This window comes from Brevundimonas sp. TSRC1-1 (genome assembly GCF_049898245.1).
Lineage (GTDB): Bacteria > Pseudomonadota > Alphaproteobacteria > Caulobacterales > Caulobacteraceae > Brevundimonas > Brevundimonas mediterranea_A.
This window is the reverse complement of record NZ_JAFCXI010000001.1, coordinates 203,960-222,111: the sequence shown is the minus strand read 5'-3', so window position 1 is coordinate 222,111 and position 18,152 is coordinate 203,960. Positions and strand designations below refer to the sequence as shown.

General features: G+C 67.2%; 14 protein-coding genes. 7 read left to right on the top strand and 7 right to left on the bottom strand.

All coding sequences use genetic code 11. The annotated features are described in order from the left end of the window. Nucleotides 1–8: 8 nt before the first annotated feature. The 4 genes from murB to murC all read right to left on the bottom strand — a co-directional run bounded on the left by murB (nt 9) and on the right by murC (nt 3,037). The gene (gene murB, locus ACP7CK_RS01095) at nt 9–920 is read right to left on the bottom strand and encodes a UDP-N-acetylmuramate dehydrogenase (protein WP_426024872.1); all 912 of its coding nucleotides are present in this window, start codon (nt 918–920) and stop codon (nt 9–11) included. Continuing rightward, nucleotides 917–1,312: a type II toxin-antitoxin system VapC family toxin gene (locus ACP7CK_RS01090; RefSeq protein ID WP_426024871.1), complete on the bottom strand. Its 396-nt coding sequence runs from the start codon at nt 1,310–1,312 to the stop codon at nt 917–919. The genes murB and ACP7CK_RS01090 overlap by 4 nt, the downstream gene beginning before the upstream one ends. Continuing rightward, a complete protein-coding gene (locus tag ACP7CK_RS01085; protein WP_292150264.1) occupies nt 1,312–1,557 on the bottom strand; it encodes a type II toxin-antitoxin system VapB family antitoxin in 246 nt (81 codons plus the stop codon). Before ACP7CK_RS01085 ends, ACP7CK_RS01090 begins: the two co-directional genes overlap by 1 nt. Nucleotides 1,558–1,624: 67 nt before the next feature. Then, a complete protein-coding gene (gene murC, locus ACP7CK_RS01080) occupies nt 1,625–3,037 on the bottom strand; it encodes a UDP-N-acetylmuramate--L-alanine ligase (RefSeq protein ID WP_292150262.1) in 1,413 nt (470 codons plus the stop codon). 279 nt (nt 3,038–3,316) lie between these two features. Between murC and ACP7CK_RS01075 the strand changes: the two genes are divergently transcribed. Together ACP7CK_RS01075 and ACP7CK_RS01070 are read left to right on the top strand one after the other, a co-directional pair. Beyond that, on the top strand, nt 3,317–5,404 hold the full coding sequence (locus ACP7CK_RS01075; protein ID WP_426024870.1) for a carbon starvation CstA family protein: 2,088 nt from the start codon (nt 3,317–3,319) through the stop codon (nt 5,402–5,404). Then, nucleotides 5,397–5,660, top strand: a complete 264-nt coding sequence (locus tag ACP7CK_RS01070; protein ID WP_369733635.1) for a YbdD/YjiX family protein — start codon at nt 5,397–5,399, stop codon at nt 5,658–5,660. Before ACP7CK_RS01075 ends, ACP7CK_RS01070 begins: the two co-directional genes overlap by 8 nt. Nucleotide 5,661: 1 nt before the next feature. Here ACP7CK_RS01070 and ACP7CK_RS01065 read toward each other — a convergent pair whose 3' ends face one another. Next, nucleotides 5,662–6,933 (bottom strand): S41 family peptidase, encoded by a 1,272-nt coding sequence (locus ACP7CK_RS01065; protein WP_426024869.1) that lies wholly within the window; start codon nt 6,931–6,933, stop codon nt 5,662–5,664. A gap of 50 nt (nt 6,934–6,983) precedes the next feature. Next, nucleotides 6,984–7,694: an SDR family NAD(P)-dependent oxidoreductase gene (locus tag ACP7CK_RS01060; protein ID WP_426024868.1), complete on the bottom strand. Its 711-nt coding sequence runs from the start codon at nt 7,692–7,694 to the stop codon at nt 6,984–6,986. Between the two features lie 41 nt (nt 7,695–7,735). On the opposite strand from ACP7CK_RS01060, the gene ACP7CK_RS01055 reads away from it, so the two are divergent. After that, entirely contained in the window at nt 7,736–8,437 is a 702-nt protein-coding gene (locus ACP7CK_RS01055) for an HAD family hydrolase (protein WP_426024867.1), read from the top strand. A 52-nt stretch (nt 8,438–8,489) separates the two neighbouring features. Here ACP7CK_RS01055 and ACP7CK_RS01050 read toward each other — a convergent pair whose 3' ends face one another. Then, nucleotides 8,490–11,378 carry a TonB-dependent receptor domain-containing protein gene (locus ACP7CK_RS01050; protein ID WP_426024866.1) on the bottom strand — a complete coding sequence of 963 codons (2,889 nt, stop codon included), beginning with the start codon at nt 11,376–11,378 and terminating at the stop codon, nt 8,490–8,492. Nucleotides 11,379–11,755: 377 nt separating this feature from the next. Here ACP7CK_RS01050 and ACP7CK_RS01045 point away from each other — a divergent pair, with 377 nt between their 5' ends. The 4 genes from ACP7CK_RS01045 to ACP7CK_RS01030 all read left to right on the top strand — a co-directional run bounded on the left by ACP7CK_RS01045 (nt 11,756) and on the right by ACP7CK_RS01030 (nt 18,146). Further along, a complete protein-coding gene (locus tag ACP7CK_RS01045; RefSeq protein WP_271164329.1) occupies nt 11,756–12,130 on the top strand; it encodes a ribonuclease E inhibitor RraB in 375 nt (124 codons plus the stop codon). A 25-nt stretch (nt 12,131–12,155) separates the two neighbouring features. After that, complete coding sequence (carB, locus tag ACP7CK_RS01040; protein WP_426024865.1) at nt 12,156–15,455, top strand: carbamoyl-phosphate synthase large subunit; 3,300 nt, start codon at nt 12,156–12,158, stop codon at nt 15,453–15,455. Further along, nucleotides 15,455–16,750, top strand: a complete 1,296-nt coding sequence (locus ACP7CK_RS01035) for a glycosyltransferase (RefSeq protein ID WP_426024864.1) — start codon at nt 15,455–15,457, stop codon at nt 16,748–16,750. Before carB ends, ACP7CK_RS01035 begins: the two co-directional genes overlap by 1 nt. Before the next feature lie 76 nt (nt 16,751–16,826). Then, the gene (locus ACP7CK_RS01030; protein WP_426024863.1) at nt 16,827–18,146 is read left to right on the top strand and encodes an amidohydrolase; all 1,320 of its coding nucleotides are present in this window, start codon (nt 16,827–16,829) and stop codon (nt 18,144–18,146) included. Nucleotides 18,147–18,152 lie beyond the last annotated feature (6 nt).

Sequence of the window (18,152 nt, the reverse complement as noted above, 5' to 3'; positions counted from 1 at the left end):
TCTCAGATTTACGACAGAGGCCGGCCGATCCGCTTGATCTCCCAGTCCAGTTGAACGCCGGTCTTCGCCAGGACGTCGGCGCGCACCGCCTCGCCCAGGCCTTCGATGTCGGCGGCGGTGGCCTCGCCGGGGTTGATCATGAAGTTGGAATGGAGGTCGCTGAACATGGCCCCTCCCCCGGTCTCCACGTGCAGTCTGCCGCGCCAGCCGGCCTCGTCGACCAGTTTCCACGACGAATGGCCGGGCGGATTCTTGAAGGTCGAACCGCCGGTCTTTTCGCGGATCGGCTGGGTGGTTTCGCGGCGGCTGGTGATCTCGGTGATGCGGGCCTGGACGGCGGCGGGATCGTCCGGCGTTCCGCGATAGACGGCCTCGACCCAGATGATGTCGGCCGGCGCCTGCGAATGGCGATAGGTGTAGCCGAAGTCGGCCAGAGCGTAGTCGACCCGCTCGCCAGACCGCGTCAGGCCCCAGGCCGAGACCAGAACATCCTTGGTCTCCGATCCGTAGCAACCGGCGTTCATGGTCAGCGCCCCGCCGACCGTGCCCGGAATGCCGGCGTAGAATTCCAGCCCCGCCAGCCCCGCCTTGGCGCTCGCCTTGGCCACCATGGAGTCCAGCGCACCGGCGCCGGCCGTGATCGTGTCGCCGTCCGTCGTCACCAGCGCCCAAGGCCGGCCCGCCAGACGGATCACCACCCCCTCGACCCCGCCGTCGCGCACAATGACGTTCGACCCGACGCCCAGCACCGTCACGGGGACGGACGGGTCCAGCGCCTTCAGGAAATCAGCCAGATCTTCGGCGTCCGCCGGAATGAACAGGGCCTCAGCCGCGCCGCCGACGCGGAACCAAGTGTAGGGGCCGAGCGGTTCGTCCCGCAGAAGCTTGCCGCGAACGGGGGGAAGGGTGATCTCGGTCATGCGGCTTCGATGTCGGTCCGGGAAAAGTCGTCGCCCTTGTACAGCAGGGGCGACCGCGCGTGGCGGGCGCAGGCATAGGCGAAACAGTCGCCGAAATTCAATGCCGCCGGGTGACGGCCCTTGCCGTATCGGACGTGGGCGCGGATCGCCTCGTGTCGCACCTCGGCGTGAATGGCGACCACCTCGATATTGAAGGTCTTCAAGAACGCCTCAACGGCGGCTTCGCTGTCGGTGATGTCCAGTTTCAGCCGACGCGCGACCGCGAGGACCGCCTCCCAGACGGCCAGGGGCGACGTCGTCCGAAGACGATAGGCTTCCAGGCGCGCATAGAGTAGCCGCGCGTCGTCCTCGTCGGTCAGGATGGCCGTAAGCGCCGAAGCGTCCACGAACATCAGTCGTCCTCATAGAGGCTGTCGATCCAAGCCTTGTCCACCGGCTGGCCCTCGGCGAGGTCGCCCCGAGCTATTAGAGCGCGGGTGAAGGCAAGGCCGCGCTCGACAAAGTCGGACGGCGTCTCGACCTGCTCCAACTGACGGCGCAGCGCGCGGCGCACCGCCTCCGTCTTGCTGATCCCTCCGATGCGGCTGAGGCGTTCAGCCATCTGATCGACTTCCGGGTCCTTCACATAAAGCGCCACGACATCCTCCAGGGATATACCGTCACGCCATAATATATACTTTCGAACCCCCCGGACAAGCCGAGCCTCACCCCAACGCCTCCAGCTGCGCCGGCAGGCCATAGGCCCAGCTGGTGATGTCGCCGGCGCCCAGCAGCACGACCACATCGCCCGGTTTGGCCTCTTCCTTGATCAGGCGCGGCAGGACGGCGGCGTTCTCCAGCGCCTGGACATGGCGGTGGCCATAGCGGCGGATGCCGTCGGTCAGGGCGTGCTTGTCCACCCCTTCGATCGGCTGTTCCCCGGCCGGATAGACGTCGGCGACGATCACGCTGTCGGCGTCGGAAAAGGCGGTCGAGAACTCGTTCATCAGGTCGCGCAGCCGGGTGTAGCGGTGCGGCTGGACCACGGCGATGACCCGGCCCTCAGTCACCTGGCGCGCGGCCTTCAGCACGGCGACGATCTCGACCGGATGGTGGCCGTAGTCGTCGACGATGCGCACGCCGTTGACGACGCCGGTGGTGGTGAAGCGGCGCTTGACCCCGCCGAAGCCGGCCAGACCCTCGCGGATCGCCTCGTCGGACACGTCCAGCTCGCGCGCCACGGCGATGGCGGCCAGGGCGTTGGAGACATTGTGCCAGCCGGCCATCGGCAGGTGCAGGTTCTCGATCCGGTGGGTCTCGCCGTTCTGGATCACGACGTCGAAGCGGGCGCCGTCCGGCCCCATCTGGCAGTTGTCGGCCCGCACCATGGCCTGGGGATTGGTCCCATACGTGACCAGCCGCCGGTTATCGATGGAGGCGACCAGCTTCTGCACCTCGGGGTGGTCCAGGCAGACGGCGGCGAAACCATAGAAGGGGATGTTCTCGACGAAATCGACGAAGGCCTTCCGCACGGCGTCGAAGTCGCCGTAATGGTCCAGATGTTCCGGGTCGATATTGGTCACAATGGCGACCGTCGATTTCAGTCGCAGGAAACTGCCGTCGCTCTCGTCCGCCTCGACCACGATCCAGTCGCCGTCGCCGACCTTGGCGTTGGTGCCATAGGCGTTGATGATGCCGCCGTTGACCACCGTCGGGTCCAGACCGGCCGCATCCAGCAGGGCCGCGACCATCGAGGTCGTCGTGGTCTTGCCGTGGGTGCCCCCGACCGCGATCGAGAATTGCAGACGCATCAGTTCGGCCAGCATCTCGGCCCGGCGCACCAGGGGGATGCGGCGCTCGCGGGCGGCCTTCATCTCCGGATTGTCGGCCTTGACCGCCGTCGAATAGACCACGGCCGACACGCCCTCGCTGACGTGAGCGGCGTCGTGACCGATGAAGATCCGCGCGCCCAGCTTCTCCAGCCGTTCGGTGTTGGCGCTGGCCTTGGCGTCCGAGCCCTGAACCGAATAGCCGATCTTCAGCATGATCTCGGCGATGCCGCTCATGCCTATGCCGCCGATGCCGACGAAATGGACGGGACCGAGGTCGAACGGGACGGGGCGAAGGCGAGCGATCATCCGATGCGCTTAGCAAGGGATCGGGCGGAATGCACGGGGGTGTCTGCGTCCAATTCCGACGTCGGGACGTGATAGGCGTCGCGCAGGAGAACGGGCACGACGGCGAACGCGGTTCGGTCGATTTCAGACTATTCAGACTATTCAGACCCTGTTTTTCGGGCACAGGGTCTGAAACGGCCGCCGCTCGGCCGCCTACGACTTTAGTCGATTGGCCTTGCGGAAGCTTGTCGTGCAAACAGGCGTTGAGTGACCGCCAGGCGGTCAGGCAGGAGTATTTTCGTGGGCAAACTCAGCACCCCTATCATCTTCGGCGTCATCGCCATTCTGGGGGCCGTCTCCCTCGGCGTCATCGCCCTGCACCAGGGGGAGAGCATCAGCGCGGTCTGGATGGTGGTGGCGGCGGTCTGCACCTACGCCATCGCCTATCGCTTCTACAGCCGCTTCCTGGCCAACAAGGTCATGCAGCTGCAGCCCTCGCGCCCGACACCCGCCGTCCGTCGCGACGACGGCCTCGACTATGTGCCGACGCCCAGGAACGTCCTGTTCGGCCACCACTTCGCGGCTATCGCCGGCGCGGGCCCGCTGGTCGGGCCGGTGCTGGCGGCCCAGATGGGCTATCTGCCCGGCGTGCTGTGGATCCTGGTCGGGGCGGTGCTGGCCGGTGCGGTGCAGGACATGATGGTCCTGTTCATGTCCACCCGGCGCGACGGCAAGTCGCTGGGCGACATGATCCGCACCGAGATGGGCAATATCCCCGGCATCATCGCCCAGGTCGGCGTGCTGATGATCATGGTCATCATCCTGGCCGTCCTGGCCCTGGTCGTGGTCAAGGCCCTGGCCGAGAGCCCGTGGGGAACCTTCACCGTCGCCGCCACCATCCCCATCGCCATCTTCATGGGCCTGTACACCCGCTATCTGCGGCCCGGCCGCGTGGGCGAGGTCTCGGTCATCGGCGTGGTCCTGCTGATCCTGGCCATCATCGGCGGCGGCCATGTCGCGGCCGACCCGTTCTGGGGCCCGGCCTTCACCCTGACCGGCCCGACCCTGGCCATACTGATGATGGTCTATGGCTTCATCGCCTCGGTCATTCCGGTCTGGCTGCTGCTGGCCCCGCGCGACTATCTGTCGACCTTCCTGAAGATCGGGGCCATCGTCGCCCTGGCCATCGGCATACTGATCGTGCGTCCACACCTGCAGATGCCGGCCGTCACCCCCTTCATCGACGGCACCGGCCCGGTCTTCGCCGGCGCGCTGTTCCCCTTCCTGTTCATCACCATCGCCTGCGGCGCCGTCTCGGGCTTCCACGCCCTGATCTCGTCGGGCACCACGCCCAAGCTGCTGGAGAACGAGAGCCAGATTCCGCTGATCGGCTATGGCGCCATGCTGTGCGAAAGCTTCGTCGCCGTCATGGCCCTGATCGCCGCCACGGTGCTGGACCCGGCCGTCTATTTCGCCATGAACAGCCCGGTCGCCATCATCGGCAATGATGCGGTCTCGGCCGCCGCCGCCGTGGCCCAGTGGGGCTTCCACATCACCCCCGGCGAGCTGGAGCAACTGGCCCGCGACGTGGGCGAGCACTCGATCCTGTCGCGCGCGGGCGGCGCCCCGACCCTGGCCGTCGGCATGGCCCACATCCTGTCGGGCGTGATCGGCGGCAAGGCCATGATGGCCTTCTGGTACCACTTCGCCATCCTGTTCGAGGCCCTGTTCATCCTGACCACGGTCGACGCCGGCACCCGCGTCTGCCGCTTCATGATCCAGGACCTGCTGGGCGTGGCCGTGCCGAAGATGCGCGAGACCAAGTCCTGGGGCGCCAATGTCGTCGCCACCGCCCTGACGGTCGGCCTGTGGGGCTATTTCCTCTACACCGGCGTCGTCGATCCCCTGGGCGGCATCAACAGCCTGTGGCCCCTGTTCGGCATCGCCAACCAGATGCTGGCCGCCATCGCCCTGATCCTGGGCACGGTCGTCCTGTTCAAGATGAAGCGCGAGAAGTTCGCCTGGGTCATGGTCGTCCCGGCGACCTGGCTGCTGATCTGCACCCTGACGGCGGGCCTGCAGAAGCTGTTCCACCCCGAGGTCCGCATCGGCTTCCTGGCCCACGCCCGCAAGTACCAGGAGGCTCTGGGCGCCGGCGAACTGATCGCCCCGGCCAAGACCGTGGGCGACATGCACCGCATCATCGTCAACGACTACGTCAACTCGACGCTGACGGCGGCCTTCCTGTTCGTGGTCGTGACCATGGTGGTCTACGGCGTCCTGGCCTGCCTAAAGGCCTATCGCAGCAACCGGCCGACCGTGCGCGAATATCCCGAGGCGCACGAGCTGACGGCGTCCGACGACGCGGCGGATATCGCCCGTGCCTAAGTCCGGGCTCCAGTCCGGGCCGGCTCCCGCCGCCACGCCGGACGACCTGCTCTGCCTGTGCCGCGACACCGCCTTGCGGTGGGGTCGCGGCGTCAAGCGGACGGCGGGGGCCATGATCGGCCAGCCCGACTACGACGCCTATGTCCGCCACGCGGCCACGACCCACCCCGACCAGCCCCCGCTGGACAAGATCGCCTTCTTCCGCCTGCACGAACAGCGTCGCTTCGGCGGCTCGGGCGCCTTCAAGTGTTGCTGATCTAAAGGCCGGCGGGCTGGTCGGCCGACCGGACCCGGTCCGCTCCCTGCGCCTGGAGCGCGGCGATGGCCGCCTCCAGCGTCGGGTCCTCGCCCGCGCGGCGCTGGCTCACGGTGCGGGGCGCCGCGATGTCCGGGGTGACGCCGCGTTTCTCCAGCCGCACCCCGCCCGCCGTGACGAAGTTCGCCCGGCTCAGCGTCAGCTTGCCCCCGTCCGGCAGGTCCGTCTCCTGGGCGATCAGGACCGAGCCGATGGTCTTCTCGCCCACCACTATGCCCCGCCCGGCCTCCTGCAGGGCGGCGGGCGTCAGTTCGGCCGCGCTGCGGCTGCCCCGGTCCACCAGGACCGCGACCGGATTGGCCACCGGCGCGCTGCGGTCGCCGCAATCGCCTGAAGCCCGCAGGGTCACGGGCTGCCCGTTCCGTCCGGTCCGCGTCGCCCAGACCTGATCGCGGGGCAGGAAACAGGTCAACACCGACTCGGCCTCCCACAGCCGGCCGCCGGGATTGGCTCTCAGGTCCAGGATCACGTCCACATCCGACGGCAGGCCGTCCAACTCGCCGCCCAGCCAGCGCCCCAGTCCCGCATCGAACTGCTCCACCGTCAGCACCAGAACCCCCGGCCGGGACTTGTCGGCCGTGAACGGCTGCGGCCCGTCCATCAGCTGCGGGGTCAGGATGGTGTCGCGGCGCATCCCGGTCTCGTCCGTCAGAACCAGATGGACCGGCGTCCCCTCCTGCACCTCCACGTCCGGTCCCCAGGGCCGGCCGTCGACGCTGTCCAGGGTCCAGCCCAGTTGCACCCCCGCCGCCTGGGCCGGAGAGCCGTCGCGCACCCGCTCCACCGTCCACAGGTCGGGATCCTCGCCCCGCATCAGGGTCATGCCCATGACGGCCCGGCGCGCATACTGGGCGTCCTGGCGGCGCACGGCGGCCGGCGGGCTGGCGCCGGCATGGCCGTCGTCCAGCAGGTCCAGCATCGTATTGACGACCCGGTACAGCGCCCGGTCGTCGGCCGCCGCCAGGGCCTGGGGCCGGAACCGGTCGCGGGCCGCGCCCCAGTCCACTCCATGCAGATCAGGATCGTAATAGCCGCGCCGCACCTCGCTCCAGACCGTGTCGAACACCCGCTGGTTCATCCGCGCCCGCTCGCGGCTGGGCGCGGCCACGACCGCCGCCGGGGTCTCGGCGTAAGCCAGGGCCGTCGGCCCGCCGCAAAGCGGCAAGCTGAGCAACAAGAGGCTGAAAAGCCGGGCGGAACCTTTGACGGACATGCCAGCCATGTGACGCAAGACCGGTCCCGTCCTCAAGTCACGAATATGCGTTATTCGGGAATACGCGCCCCGTCCCAGGCGAACACCCCGCCGCTGTCGGCCGGCGTCAGCCCCGCCATGACCGCCAGCAGCCGTTCGGCGGAATAGTCGGGCGTGAACAGCCGCCCCTCCGCCACCCCTTTCTGGAACGGCGCGCTCAGGCCTGTATCCACCGTGCCGGGATGCAGGCCCGCGATCACGGCCATCGGATGACTGCGCGCCATCTCGATCGCCAGATTGCGCAGGATCATGTTCAGCGCCGCCTTGGACGCCCGATAGCTGTGCCATCCGCCCAACCGGTTGTCGCCGATCGACCCCACCCGCGCCGACAGGGCCGCGAACACCGCCCGTCGGTCGCGCGGCGTCAGCGGCAGCAGGTGTTTCGCCGCCAGCGCCGGCCCCACGGCGTTGACGCGATAGTCCCTCAGCATGTGATCCGCCTCGAGCTGCCTCAGGCTCCGTTCGGGCTGGAACCCGTCATGCAGCACGCCCGTCGCCAGCACGATCAGCGTCGGCGCCGCGCCCTGGCCGATTCGCCGCGCCGCCTCCGCCAGACTGGCCTCCTCCTCCAGGTCGGCCGCCAGGGCCTGTGCGCCCGCGACCTCTTCCCCGGTTCGCGATATCGCCCAGACGGTCTGGTGCTTGCCCTCCACGATCAGGCGATCGACCAGGGCCCGGCCGAGGCCGCCCGTCGCCCCGATCACCACCGCCGATCCGTTCATCCCGTCTCCCCTCGCGTTTCGTCCCATGATAGGGGCGCGGCATGAACATCACCACGGTCGGCCTCGATGCCGACGACACCCTCTGGCACAACGAGACGATCTTCCGCCTGACCCATGCGCGGTTCGTCGACCTGCTGGACGATCACGGCGACGCCGCGACCATCGAGGCGCGCCTGGCCGAAACCGAGCAACGCAACCTGCGCCTCTACGGCTACGGCGTGAAGGGCTTCACCCTGTCGATGATCGAGACGGCGATGGAGCTGTGCGACGGCGGCGCCCCGCCGGAGGTCGTGCGCGAGATCCTGGCCGCCGGCCGTGAAATGCTGGCCCATCCGGTCGAGACCCTGCCCGGCGTGGACGAGGTGGTCTCCGAACTGGCCGAACACTACCGCTTGGTCCTGATCACCAAGGGCGATCTGCTGGACCAGGAGCGCAAACTGGCGGCGTCAGGCCTGGGCGACCGGTTCGCGGCGGTCGAGATCGTCTCCGAAAAGGACCGGGCCACCTACGACCGCGTCTTCGCCCGCCACGGCACCGGCGCGGCCGAGGCCGTCATGGCCGGCAATTCGATGAAGTCCGACGTCCTGCCCGCCATCGCCGCCGGGGCCTTCGGCGTCCACATCCCCTACCACGTCACCTGGGCCCACGAACTGGCCGACGCCCCGGTGAACGAGCCGCGTTATGTCTCGCTGAGCCGGATCGGGGAACTGCCGGATTGGATTGCGGCCGTGGCCGGCGCATAGAAAAAGGGCGGCTCTTTCGAGCCGCCCTTTCCATTTCAGTCTTGGCTTCGACTTAGAAGCGGGCGCGGATGCCGCCGAAGAACTGACGACCATAGAGGTCGTAGGCCGACGATTCACCGTTGCCGCTCAAGCCGTAAGGCAGGGTGTTGTCGAAGGCGTTCTTGACGCCGCCGAACACTTCGAAACCGCGCGTATAGGGCACGTTGTCGAAGGCGTACCGGACAGTGAAATCATGGTACATCTGGGCCCGGACGTAGGACGGATAGACGCGTTCAGGTCCGCTGACGCCCGGGGTCGGGGTGGTTTCGAAGCGCGCGACCTCGTCCTGGAAGCTGGCTTCCCAGCTCAGGGACAGCGGACCGTTGACGTATCCAACGCGCGACTTGAACGACCACTCCGGATTGCCGATCTCGCCCTTGTTGTTGTCGATCTCGTCAGGACGATCGGCGAAGGCGAAGAAGTTCAGCTCTTCCAGATAGTTCGCCGTCAGCTGGGCCGTGATGCGGCCACGCAGGCCGCCGAACATCTGCGGATGATCTTCGGCCAGTTGCTCCAGGTTCTTGGTGTAGGCCACCTCGAAGTCCCAGCCCTTGGTCGTCAGCGCGGCGGCGTTCACGAAGGTCGTGGAGACCGAGTCGATGTTGCCGTCGGCGCCGCGCGTGAACAGCGAGCAGAAGTTGCCGTCCAACCCGCCGCTGGCGTCGTAGCAGTTGTCGATGATGTCTTGAGCCTCGATCAGCGCGATCGCCTTGTCGATCTGGATATCATAGTAGTCGGCCGTGAAGCTGAAGCCCGGCATCCAACGCGGCTGAAGCACGACGCCCGCCGTCCAGCTCTCGGCCTCTTCAGCGTCGAGGTTGGGGTTGCCGCTGGAAACACCCTCGATCGACGCATTGGTGTTCGAGCTGAAGCCCGTCGGCACGCCCGCTGCAGCGCAGTTGGCGACGCGATCCGGGTCAAGTTGGATGTTGTCGACGTCGCAAGGATCAGTAACCGAGAAGAAGCCCGCCGTCGCCGGCAGGAAGGCCTCGGTGATGTTCGGCGCACGAACCGCACGCGAATAGGTGCCACGGAAGGTGATGTCGCGAACCGGCGCATAGACACCGCCGACTTTCCAGGCCTCCGCGCCGCCGACGGTCGAATAGTCGGCGTAGCGATAGGCGCCGTCGATCGACAGACGATAGGCGAACGGCATGTCGGCCAGCAGCGGCGCGTTGAACTCCAGGAAGCCTTCGGTGACGTCGAACTCGCCATAGGCGTCAGGCTGCGGCGCACTGTCGGACAGGCCCGACTTGATGAACGGGTCGTTGAGATTTTCGCTGGTTTCCTTGCGGTATTCGAAGCCACCGGCGAAGGCCAGAGGTCCGCCCGGCAGGTTGAAGAACTTCGAAGTGTCGAAGTTGAACAGACCCGAGACCACTTCCTGCGTGATGGTATGGGTTCGGGTCGCGTCGTGGCTGACATAGTCGATCGCCGCGGCGCTGTTCTGACGGCCGAACACGTTGAACGGCACGCAGGCGTCGCCGGTCATGCCGGCCGGCGCTTCATAATCCGCACCTTGAGCCGATGGCACGTTGACGCGGCACTGGATCGAGCCGTCCGGCGCGCGAACCGCATCGATAGCGGCGGCGTAGTTGCCGGGGATGGTGCTGCCCGTGCTCTTGAAGGTGTTCTGAGTCTCACCGTAGTTGTACGACAGATCCCAGCCGAAATCGGCCAGGCCGGTCTCGAACTTGCCCTTCAGTCCAGCGACGCCCCGATAGGTCTCGCGGGTGATGTCGGTGGTGCGGACGCCGATGTCCTCGTTGAAGCGGCCGAAGGTGATGTCGCGGCCGGCGACGACGCTTGCGATATCGGGCGTGATGAAGGCGTTGTCGGCCTCGATCAGGTATTCTCCGAAGGTGAAGGACGGCTGGACAAAGTCTTCGATTTCGGAACGCACGTATTTGGCGTCGACATAGGCCGTGACGTTGTCCGTGATGTCGAAGCGACCCCGGAAGTTCGCGCCATAGCGGTCGGTCTTGGGCACCAGCACGACGTAGTCGTCCAGCGAGGCGCAGGTTTCGCAGTCCGCGAACTGGCCGAAGGCGGCGCTGTTGGTTCCAAGGCGCGGTTGTTGCGGCACAGGGCGACCGTCGCGAGTCAGGGCGCTGATGATTCCACCCGTATTGGCGTCAAGAATCACGCCGTTCTCGTCGAGGAAATCGGTCAGCACATTGGGAACCAGGAAGCGGTTCGGGATGCCGTCGTTAGGGCCCGTGTCGGCCGGATTGAGGATAGTGCCCCAGTTCTTGATCGCCTTGATGTCGGACGCAAGAACCTGGTCGGAGTGATCGTAGAAGGCCGTCGCCGTCAGGTTGAGGCGACCATCCATGAAGTTGCGGCCATAAACACCGTTGACCGACCACGCCTTGCCGTCACCCGATTGGGCGCCGCCGTACTGGGCGGTCATCTCGCCGCCTTCGTAGTCGTCCTTCAGGATGATGTTGACCACGCCGCTGACGGCGTCCGAGCCATAGACGGCCGAAGCGCCGCCGGTGATGACTTCGACCCGGTCCACCAGGGCTGCGGGGATGGCGTTCAGGTCCACGGCCGCATTACCGGCGTCGCCGCCGACGTGGCGCTTGCCGTCCACCAGGGTCAGGGTGCGCGAGGCGCCCAGGCTGCGCAGGTTTGCGAAGTTCAGGCCGCCGGCGTCCCCGAAGCTGTCGGAATTGCCGCGAACCGTCGCGTTCGCGCTCAGCGCGGGCAGTTGGGCCAGGATGTCGCCCAGATTTTGGGTGCCGGCGTTATCGATGGCCTCGCGCGACACCGTCGAAACGGGGGTCGGCTGTTCCAGGTTCGGGCGCGGAATTCGCGATCCGGTGACCACGATCTCGTCAACCGTGACGGCTTCCTGATCGACCGACGTTTGTTGAGCAACGGCAGGAAGTGCCGCCATTAGACCGAATGCAGACAGCATGCTGCCTGCCAGCAACCGAGAACGACGATATGTCAAAGCGAGACCTCTCAAAGTCATCAAGCCGCAGCCTTGAACAAGCTGCGCATTAATACTCACGTGGGGGACGCAAGTTTGGGTGGCGAACCCTAGAGCCTTTGCATCGCCCCATCCAAGCCCTGAATGTGACCATCAAGCAACATAACGGTCACAAATGATCACTCATAACGTGGATCGCTGAAGCGCGGGTCGGTTCGTGGCGTCTTTGTGTCCAGATCGCGCAAATCTGGCGATATGGCGCCGCTTGATGTTTCCAGTTGCCCCCCCGCCCCTCCCTCTCTAAACGGGCCGCTTAACCGACAACCCGACGCGAGCTCCGCATGGCGACGCCCTGCGGCGGCTACGCGCGCGCAAACTACGAAGGATCAGGTCGCCCCTTGGACGCCTCGGACATCAGTCATGACGAACGCGACGCCATGGTGCGTGCGGCGCTGGCCGAACAGGGCGACAGCGGCGTGACTCCGCGCCACACGCTGTTCTTCTTCCTCGGCGACGAAGACGCCCATGGCGACCTGTGCGAGGTGGCGCGGCGCGCCGGCTTCATCGCGCGCGGCGACGGCGACATGACGATTCTCGAGACCACCATGGCCGTCGATGCGGAGAGTTTCGCTCCCGTCTCGTCCATGATGCAGACCTGGGCCGCAGCCTTCCAGCTGGAGTACGACGGCTGGGAATGCGCGGTCGTGACCCATTAGCGTTCAATAAGAAGAAGAGCTGGCGATGCCCAAGCGCACAGACATAAAATCCATCCTCATCATCGGCGCCGGCCCGATCGTCATCGGCCAGGCGTGCGAGTTCGACTATTCCGGCGTCCAGGCCTGCAAGGCGCTGAAGGCCGAGGGGTACCGGGTCATCCTGGTCAACTCGAACCCCGCCACCATCATGACCGACCCCGAGGTGGCCGACGCCACCTATATCGAGCCGATCACGCCCGAGATGGTCGAGAAGATCATCGCCAAGGAACGCCCCGACGCGCTTCTGCCCACCATGGGCGGCCAGACCGCGCTGAACACCGCCCTGGCCCTGGATGCGTCCGGCGCGCTGAAGAAGTACGGCGTCGAGATGATCGGCGCGAAAGCCGAGGTCATCGACAAGGCCGAGGATCGCCAGAAATTCCGCGACGCCATGGACAAGTTGGGCCTGGAATCGCCCCGCTCCAAGGCCGCCCACTCGATGGAAGAGGCCCTGGAGGGGCTGGAGTACGTCGGCCTGCCCGCCGTCATCCGCCCGTCCTTTACGCTCGCCGGCACCGGCGGCGGCATCGCCTTCAACCGCGAGGAGTTCGAGGAGATCGTGCTGCGCGGCCTCGACCTGTCGCCGACCACCGAGGTCCTGATCGAGGAATCGGTGCTGGGCTGGAAGGAATATGAGATGGAGGTCGTCCGCGACACGGCGGACAACTGCATCATCATCTGCTCGATCGAGAACATCGACCCGATGGGCGTCCATACGGGCGACTCCATCACCGTCGCCCCCGCCCTGACGCTGACCGACAAGGAATATCAGCGGATGCGGACCGGCTCGATCAACGTCCTGCGCGAGATCGGCGTCGAGACCGGCGGTTCGAACGTCCAGTGGGCGATCAACCCCAAGGACGGCCGCATGGTCGTGATCGAGATGAACCCGCGCGTGTCGCGCTCCTCGGCCCTGGCGTCCAAGGCCACCGGCTTCCCCATCGCCAAGGTCGCGGCCCGTCTGGCCGTCGGCTACACCCTGGACGAACTGCAGAACGACATCACCCAGGTCACGCCGGCCAGCTTCGAGCCGAGCATCGACTATGTCGTCACCAAGATCCCGCGCTTCGCCTTCGAGAAATACCCCGGCTCGGAGCCCCTGCTGGGCACCTCGATGAAGTCGGTCGGCGAGGTCATGGCCATCGGCCGCACCTTCCAGGAATCGATGCAGAAAGCCCTTCGCGGGCTTGAGACCGGCCTGTCCGGCTTCGACGAGATCGAGATCGAAGGCGTCGCTGACGTCGAGGACGCCGGCGCCGCCCGCGCCGCCGTGGTCCGCGCCCTGGGCATCCCCACCCCCGACCGCATCCGCGTCATCGCCCAGGCCTTCCGCCACGGCCTGACGGTGGAAGAGGTCAACGCCGCCTGTTCCTATGAGCCCTGGTTCCTGCGCCAGATCGCCGACATCGTGCGCGAGGAAGGCCATGTCCGGGTCAAGGGCCTGCCGACCGACCCGACCGAGTTCCGTCGCCTGAAGGCCAAGGGCTTCTCCGACGCCCGTCTGGCCGCCCTGACGGGCCAGACCGAAAAATCCGTCCGAGCCGCCCGTCGCGGCCTGAACGTCCGCCCCGTCTTCAAGCGGATCGACACCTGCGCGGCCGAGTTCGCCAGCGCCACCGCCTATATGTATTCGACCTATGAGACCGGCGCCCTGGGCCAGATCCCCGAGTGCGAGTCCCAGCCGTCGGACAAGAAGAAGGCCATCATCCTGGGCGGCGGTCCGAACCGGATCGGCCAGGGGATCGAGTTCGACTACTGCTGCTGCCATGCGGCCTTCGCCTTCGACGACATCGGCGTCGAGTCGATCATGGTCAACTGCAACCCCGAGACCGTCTCGACCGACTACGACACCTCCGACCGCCTGTATTTCGAGCCCCTGACGGCCGAGGACGTGCTGGAGCTGATCGAGGTCGAGCGTTCGAACGGCGACCTGATCGGCTGCGTCGTCCAGTTCGGCGGCCAGACCCCGCTGAAGCTGGCCCACGCTCTGCAAGAGGACAATATCCCCGTCCTGGGCACCAGCGTCGACTCCATCGACCTGGCCGAGGACCGCGAGCGCTTCCAGCAGATGCTGGAGGCCATCGGCCTGAAACAGCCGCCCAACGGCCTGGCCCGCAGCGCCGAAGAGGCCGCGCAGAAGGCGGAAGAGGTCGGCTATCCCGTCGTGCTGCGACCCTCCTACGTCCTGGGCGGCCGCGGCATGATGATCGTCCACGACCGCGAGCAGCTGGACCGTTACGTCCACGAGGCCATGCGCGTCTCGGGCTCCGACCCCGTCCTGATCGACCACTATCTGAACCGCGCCACCGAGGTGGACGTGGACGCCCTGTGCGACGACGAGACGGTCTTCGTCGCCGGCGTGCTGGAGCATATCGAGGAAGCCGGCGTCCACTCGGGCGACAGCGCCTGCTCCATGCCGCCCTGGTCCCTGTCGGCCGAGACGGTGGCCGAGCTGAAGCGCCAGACCACCGAAATGGCCAAGGCCCTGAAGGTCCGCGGCCTGATGAACGTCCAGTTCGCGATCGAAGAGCCGCACAGCGAGAACCCGCGCATCTTCGTGCTCGAGGTCAACCCGCGCGCGTCCCGCACGGCGCCCTTCGTGGCCAAGACCATCGGCCAGCCGATCGCCTCGATCGCCGCCAAGGTCATGGCCGGCGTGCCGCTGAAATCCTTCGGCCTGACCGACAAGCCCTATGACCATATCGCGGTCAAGGAAGCCGTCTTCCCCTTCGCCCGCTTCGCCGGGGTGGACACCATCCTGGGCCCGGAAATGCGCTCGACCGGCGAGGTCATGGGCCTGGACTGGAAGCGTGAGGGCGAGGCCGACATGGCCCCCGCCTTCGCCCGCGCCTTCGCCAAGTCCCAGATCGGCGGCGGCACCACCCTGCCCACCGCCGGCTGCGCCTTCGTCTCGGTCAAGGAGGACGACAAGCCCTTCATCGTCGATGCGGTGAAGACCCTGCTGTCCGAAGGCTTCTCCATCATCGCCACCAGCGGCACCCGCGACTATCTGGCCACCCAAGGCATCGATGTCGGCCTGGTCAAGAAGGTGCTGGAAGGCCGCCCGCACATCGTCGACGCCATGAAGAACGGCGAGGTCCACCTGGTCTTCAACACCACCTCGGGCAAACAGTCGCTTCAGGACAGCTTCAGCCTGCGCCGCACCGCCCTGATGATGAAGATCCCCTACTACACCACCACCGCCGGCGCCCTGGCCGCCGCCCAGGCCATCGGCGCCATCAAGGCCGGTGACCTGGATGTCCGGCCGATCCAGGACTACGCCTGATGGAGGCCGCCGGTCGCATCGTTCTCGCGACCGGCGGCTCCCTCGGGGACCTGCATCCCTTCATCGCCCTGGGCCGCGCCCTGCAGTCGCTCGGCCATGACGTCGGGATCGCCACGGCGGTCGACTACCGCGACAAGATCGAGGCTGCGGGTCTGACCTTTCATCAGGTCGGCCCCAGCATCGCCGACCTGACGCGCGACACCGGCATGGACCTGTCGGCCCTGACCGCCGCCATCGCCAAGTCTGATCGCTTCCTGTTCGGCGACATCCTGCTGCCTCGGGCCGAAGACGCCGCCCGACAGCTGATCGCCGTCACCGAGGGCGCCGCCGCCGTCGTGGGCTCCACCCTCGCCATCGGGGCGCAGTTTGCGGCCGAGCATTGGCGCATTCCCTCCGTGGCCGTGTCGCTCCAGCCGACAATGGTCTTCTCGCGTTACGACCCGCCCTTCCTTCCCGCCGCGCCCTGGCTGAAACCGGCGACCAGCGGGCCTCAACTCTGGCTGAATGATCTCACCAGGACGCTCGGTCGCATGAGCACGGCCCGCTGGACCGCGCCGATGAACGCCATCCGCGCCTCGCTGGCTCTGCCGCAGACCAAGGACAACATCGTCTTCGACGCAGGCCGTTCGGCGGACCTGTATCTGGGCCTCTATTCGCCCCTGCTGAGCCCCCGCCAAGCCGACGCCGCTCCCAACTTCGACGTCGTCGGCTACGCCGCCTATGACAGCGAGACCGGCGCGCCCTCCGCCCTTTCTCCCGAGCTAGAGGCCTTCCTGAAGGCCGGGCCTCCGCCGCTGGTCTTCACCCTCGGCAGCGCGGCGGTGAACATTCCGGGCGATTTCTATGTCGAGAGCCTGAAGGCCGCCCGCCGACTAGGCCGTCGCGCCGTCCTGCTGGTTGGTCCCGACGGCGACCGAACCTTGGCCGAAGCCGACCCCGGCATCCATGTTGCGGCCTACGCCCCCTTCTCCCTTCTGTTCCCCCGCGCGGCGGCGATCGTGCATCAGGGCGGGATCGGCACCGTCCATCAGGCCCTGAGCAGCGGTCGCCCGCAACTGGTCGTGCCTCACCTCGGCGACCAGTATGACAACGCCGCCCGCGTGGTTCGGCTGGGCTGCGGTCGGTCGCTGGCGCGACCTCGCTACAGGTCTGAGACGGTCGCTGTGGCCCTTCGCGCGCTGGCGGAGGATCCGCTGGTTTCGGCCCGCGCCGAGGCGGTCGCCCCTCAGGTCCGCGCCCAGGACGGCGCCGCCAATGCGGCGGCGCGCATCAGCGCCCTCCTCCGCCCCTCGTGAGCAAACCTCAATGGGGCGCCCCTTGCCTCGCGGCGATCCCGGTCTAAGGTCTCTGCGGGGACTTGGGGGATCGAACATGAAACGCGCGATATTGACGACGGCGGCGATGGCTCTGGCCCTGGCGGCGGTAACGCCCGCCCTGGCGCAGGACGCCGGTCTGAAGGCGGCGGTGAAGGCGGATTATGACGCCAATCTCGCGACCCTGTTCGACTGGTTCCACCGCAATCCCGAACTGTCGGGGCAGGAGGTCCAGACCTCGGCGCGGCTGGCGCGCGAGCTGACGGCCCTCGGCTATGAGGTCACGACCGGCGTCGGCGGCACGGGCGTGGTCGCCGTGCTGAAGAACGGCGACGGGCCCACGGTCATGATCCGCGCCGACATGGACGGCCTGCCGCTTCAGGAACGCTCGGGCCTGGCCAACGCCTCGACGGCGCGCCAGCTGGACGCCGACGGGGTCGAAAAGCCGGTCATGCACGCCTGCGGCCATGATGTGCACATCACCGCCCTGGTCGGCACGGCGCGTCAGATGGCTGCGCGCAAGGCCAACTGGTCCGGCGCCCTGGTCCTGATCGGCCAGCCGGCGGAAGAACGGATCTTCGGCGCCCGGGCCATGATGGAGGACGGCCTCTATTCCCGCTTCCCCAAGCCGGACTACGCCCTGGCCTTCCACGTCTCGGCCGACACCCCGACCGGCAAGATCGAGGCCCCGCTGGACATCACCTCGTCCAGTTCGGACAGCGTCGATATCGCGGTGCGCGGCGTGGGCACGCACGGCGCCTATCCGCACATGGGGGTCGATCCGGTGCTGGTCGCGTCCCAGATCGTGGTCTCGCTCCAGACCCTGCGCAGCCGCGAGGTCAATCCGCTGGAGGGGGCGGTGGTCACCGTCGGATCGATCCACGGGGGGATCAAGCACAATATCATTCCCGAACAGGTCGATCTGCAACTGACCGTCCGCGCCGACAGCCCCGAGGTTCGCACGACCCTGCTGGACGGGATCGACCGGGTGGCCCGCAACACAGCCCTGGCCCTGAACGTGCCCGAGGACCGGCTGCCCGTCGTGACCCGCTCGGCGACCGAGACCACGCCGGCGACCATCAATGACCGCGAGACCGCCCAGCGGGTGCGCGACATCTTCGCCTCGACCTTCGGCCCTGACGTGCTGCGCGACACGCCGCGCGGCGGCATGGGGGCCGAGGACTTCGCCTATTTCGTCCAGCCCGAGACCGGGGTGAAGGGCGTCTATTTCAGCGTCGGCGGCACGCCCGAGGCCGAGCTGGAACAGGCCGCCGGCCACCATTCGCCCCTGTTCAAGATCACGCCGGAACCGGCCGTCACCCTGGGCGTCGAGGCCTCGGTCGCGGCCGCCGAAGGCCTGATGCCCCGCACGAACTAGAGGTCA

What these genes read in the sequence shown, in the direction of transcription:
- murB (WP_426024872.1), bottom strand. Translation starts at nt 920, where the DNA reads ATGACCGAGATCACCCTTCCCCCCGTTCGCGGCAAGCTTCTGCGGGAC.
- ACP7CK_RS01090 (WP_426024871.1), bottom strand. Translation starts at nt 1,312, where the DNA reads ATGTTCGTGGACGCTTCGGCGCTTACGGCCATCCTGACCGACGAGGAC.
- murC (WP_292150262.1), bottom strand. Translation starts at nt 3,037, where the DNA reads ATGATCGCTCGCCTTCGCCCCGTCCCGTTCGACCTCGGTCCCGTCCAT.
- ACP7CK_RS01065 (WP_426024869.1), bottom strand. Translation starts at nt 6,933, where the DNA reads ATGTCCGTCAAAGGTTCCGCCCGGCTTTTCAGCCTCTTGTTGCTCAGC.
- ACP7CK_RS01060 (WP_426024868.1), bottom strand. Translation starts at nt 7,694, where the DNA reads ATGAACGGATCGGCGGTGGTGATCGGGGCGACGGGCGGCCTCGGCCGG.
- ACP7CK_RS01055 (WP_426024867.1), top strand. Translation starts at nt 7,736, where the DNA reads ATGAACATCACCACGGTCGGCCTCGATGCCGACGACACCCTCTGGCAC.
- ACP7CK_RS01050 (WP_426024866.1), bottom strand. Translation starts at nt 11,378, where the DNA reads ATGGCGGCACTTCCTGCCGTTGCTCAACAAACGTCGGTCGATCAGGAA.
- ACP7CK_RS01045 (WP_271164329.1), top strand. Translation starts at nt 11,756, where the DNA reads ATGGCGACGCCCTGCGGCGGCTACGCGCGCGCAAACTACGAAGGATCA.
- carB (WP_426024865.1), top strand. Translation starts at nt 12,156, where the DNA reads ATGCCCAAGCGCACAGACATAAAATCCATCCTCATCATCGGCGCCGGC.
- ACP7CK_RS01035 (WP_426024864.1), top strand. Translation starts at nt 15,455, where the DNA reads ATGGAGGCCGCCGGTCGCATCGTTCTCGCGACCGGCGGCTCCCTCGGG.
- ACP7CK_RS01030 (WP_426024863.1), top strand. Translation starts at nt 16,827, where the DNA reads ATGAAACGCGCGATATTGACGACGGCGGCGATGGCTCTGGCCCTGGCG.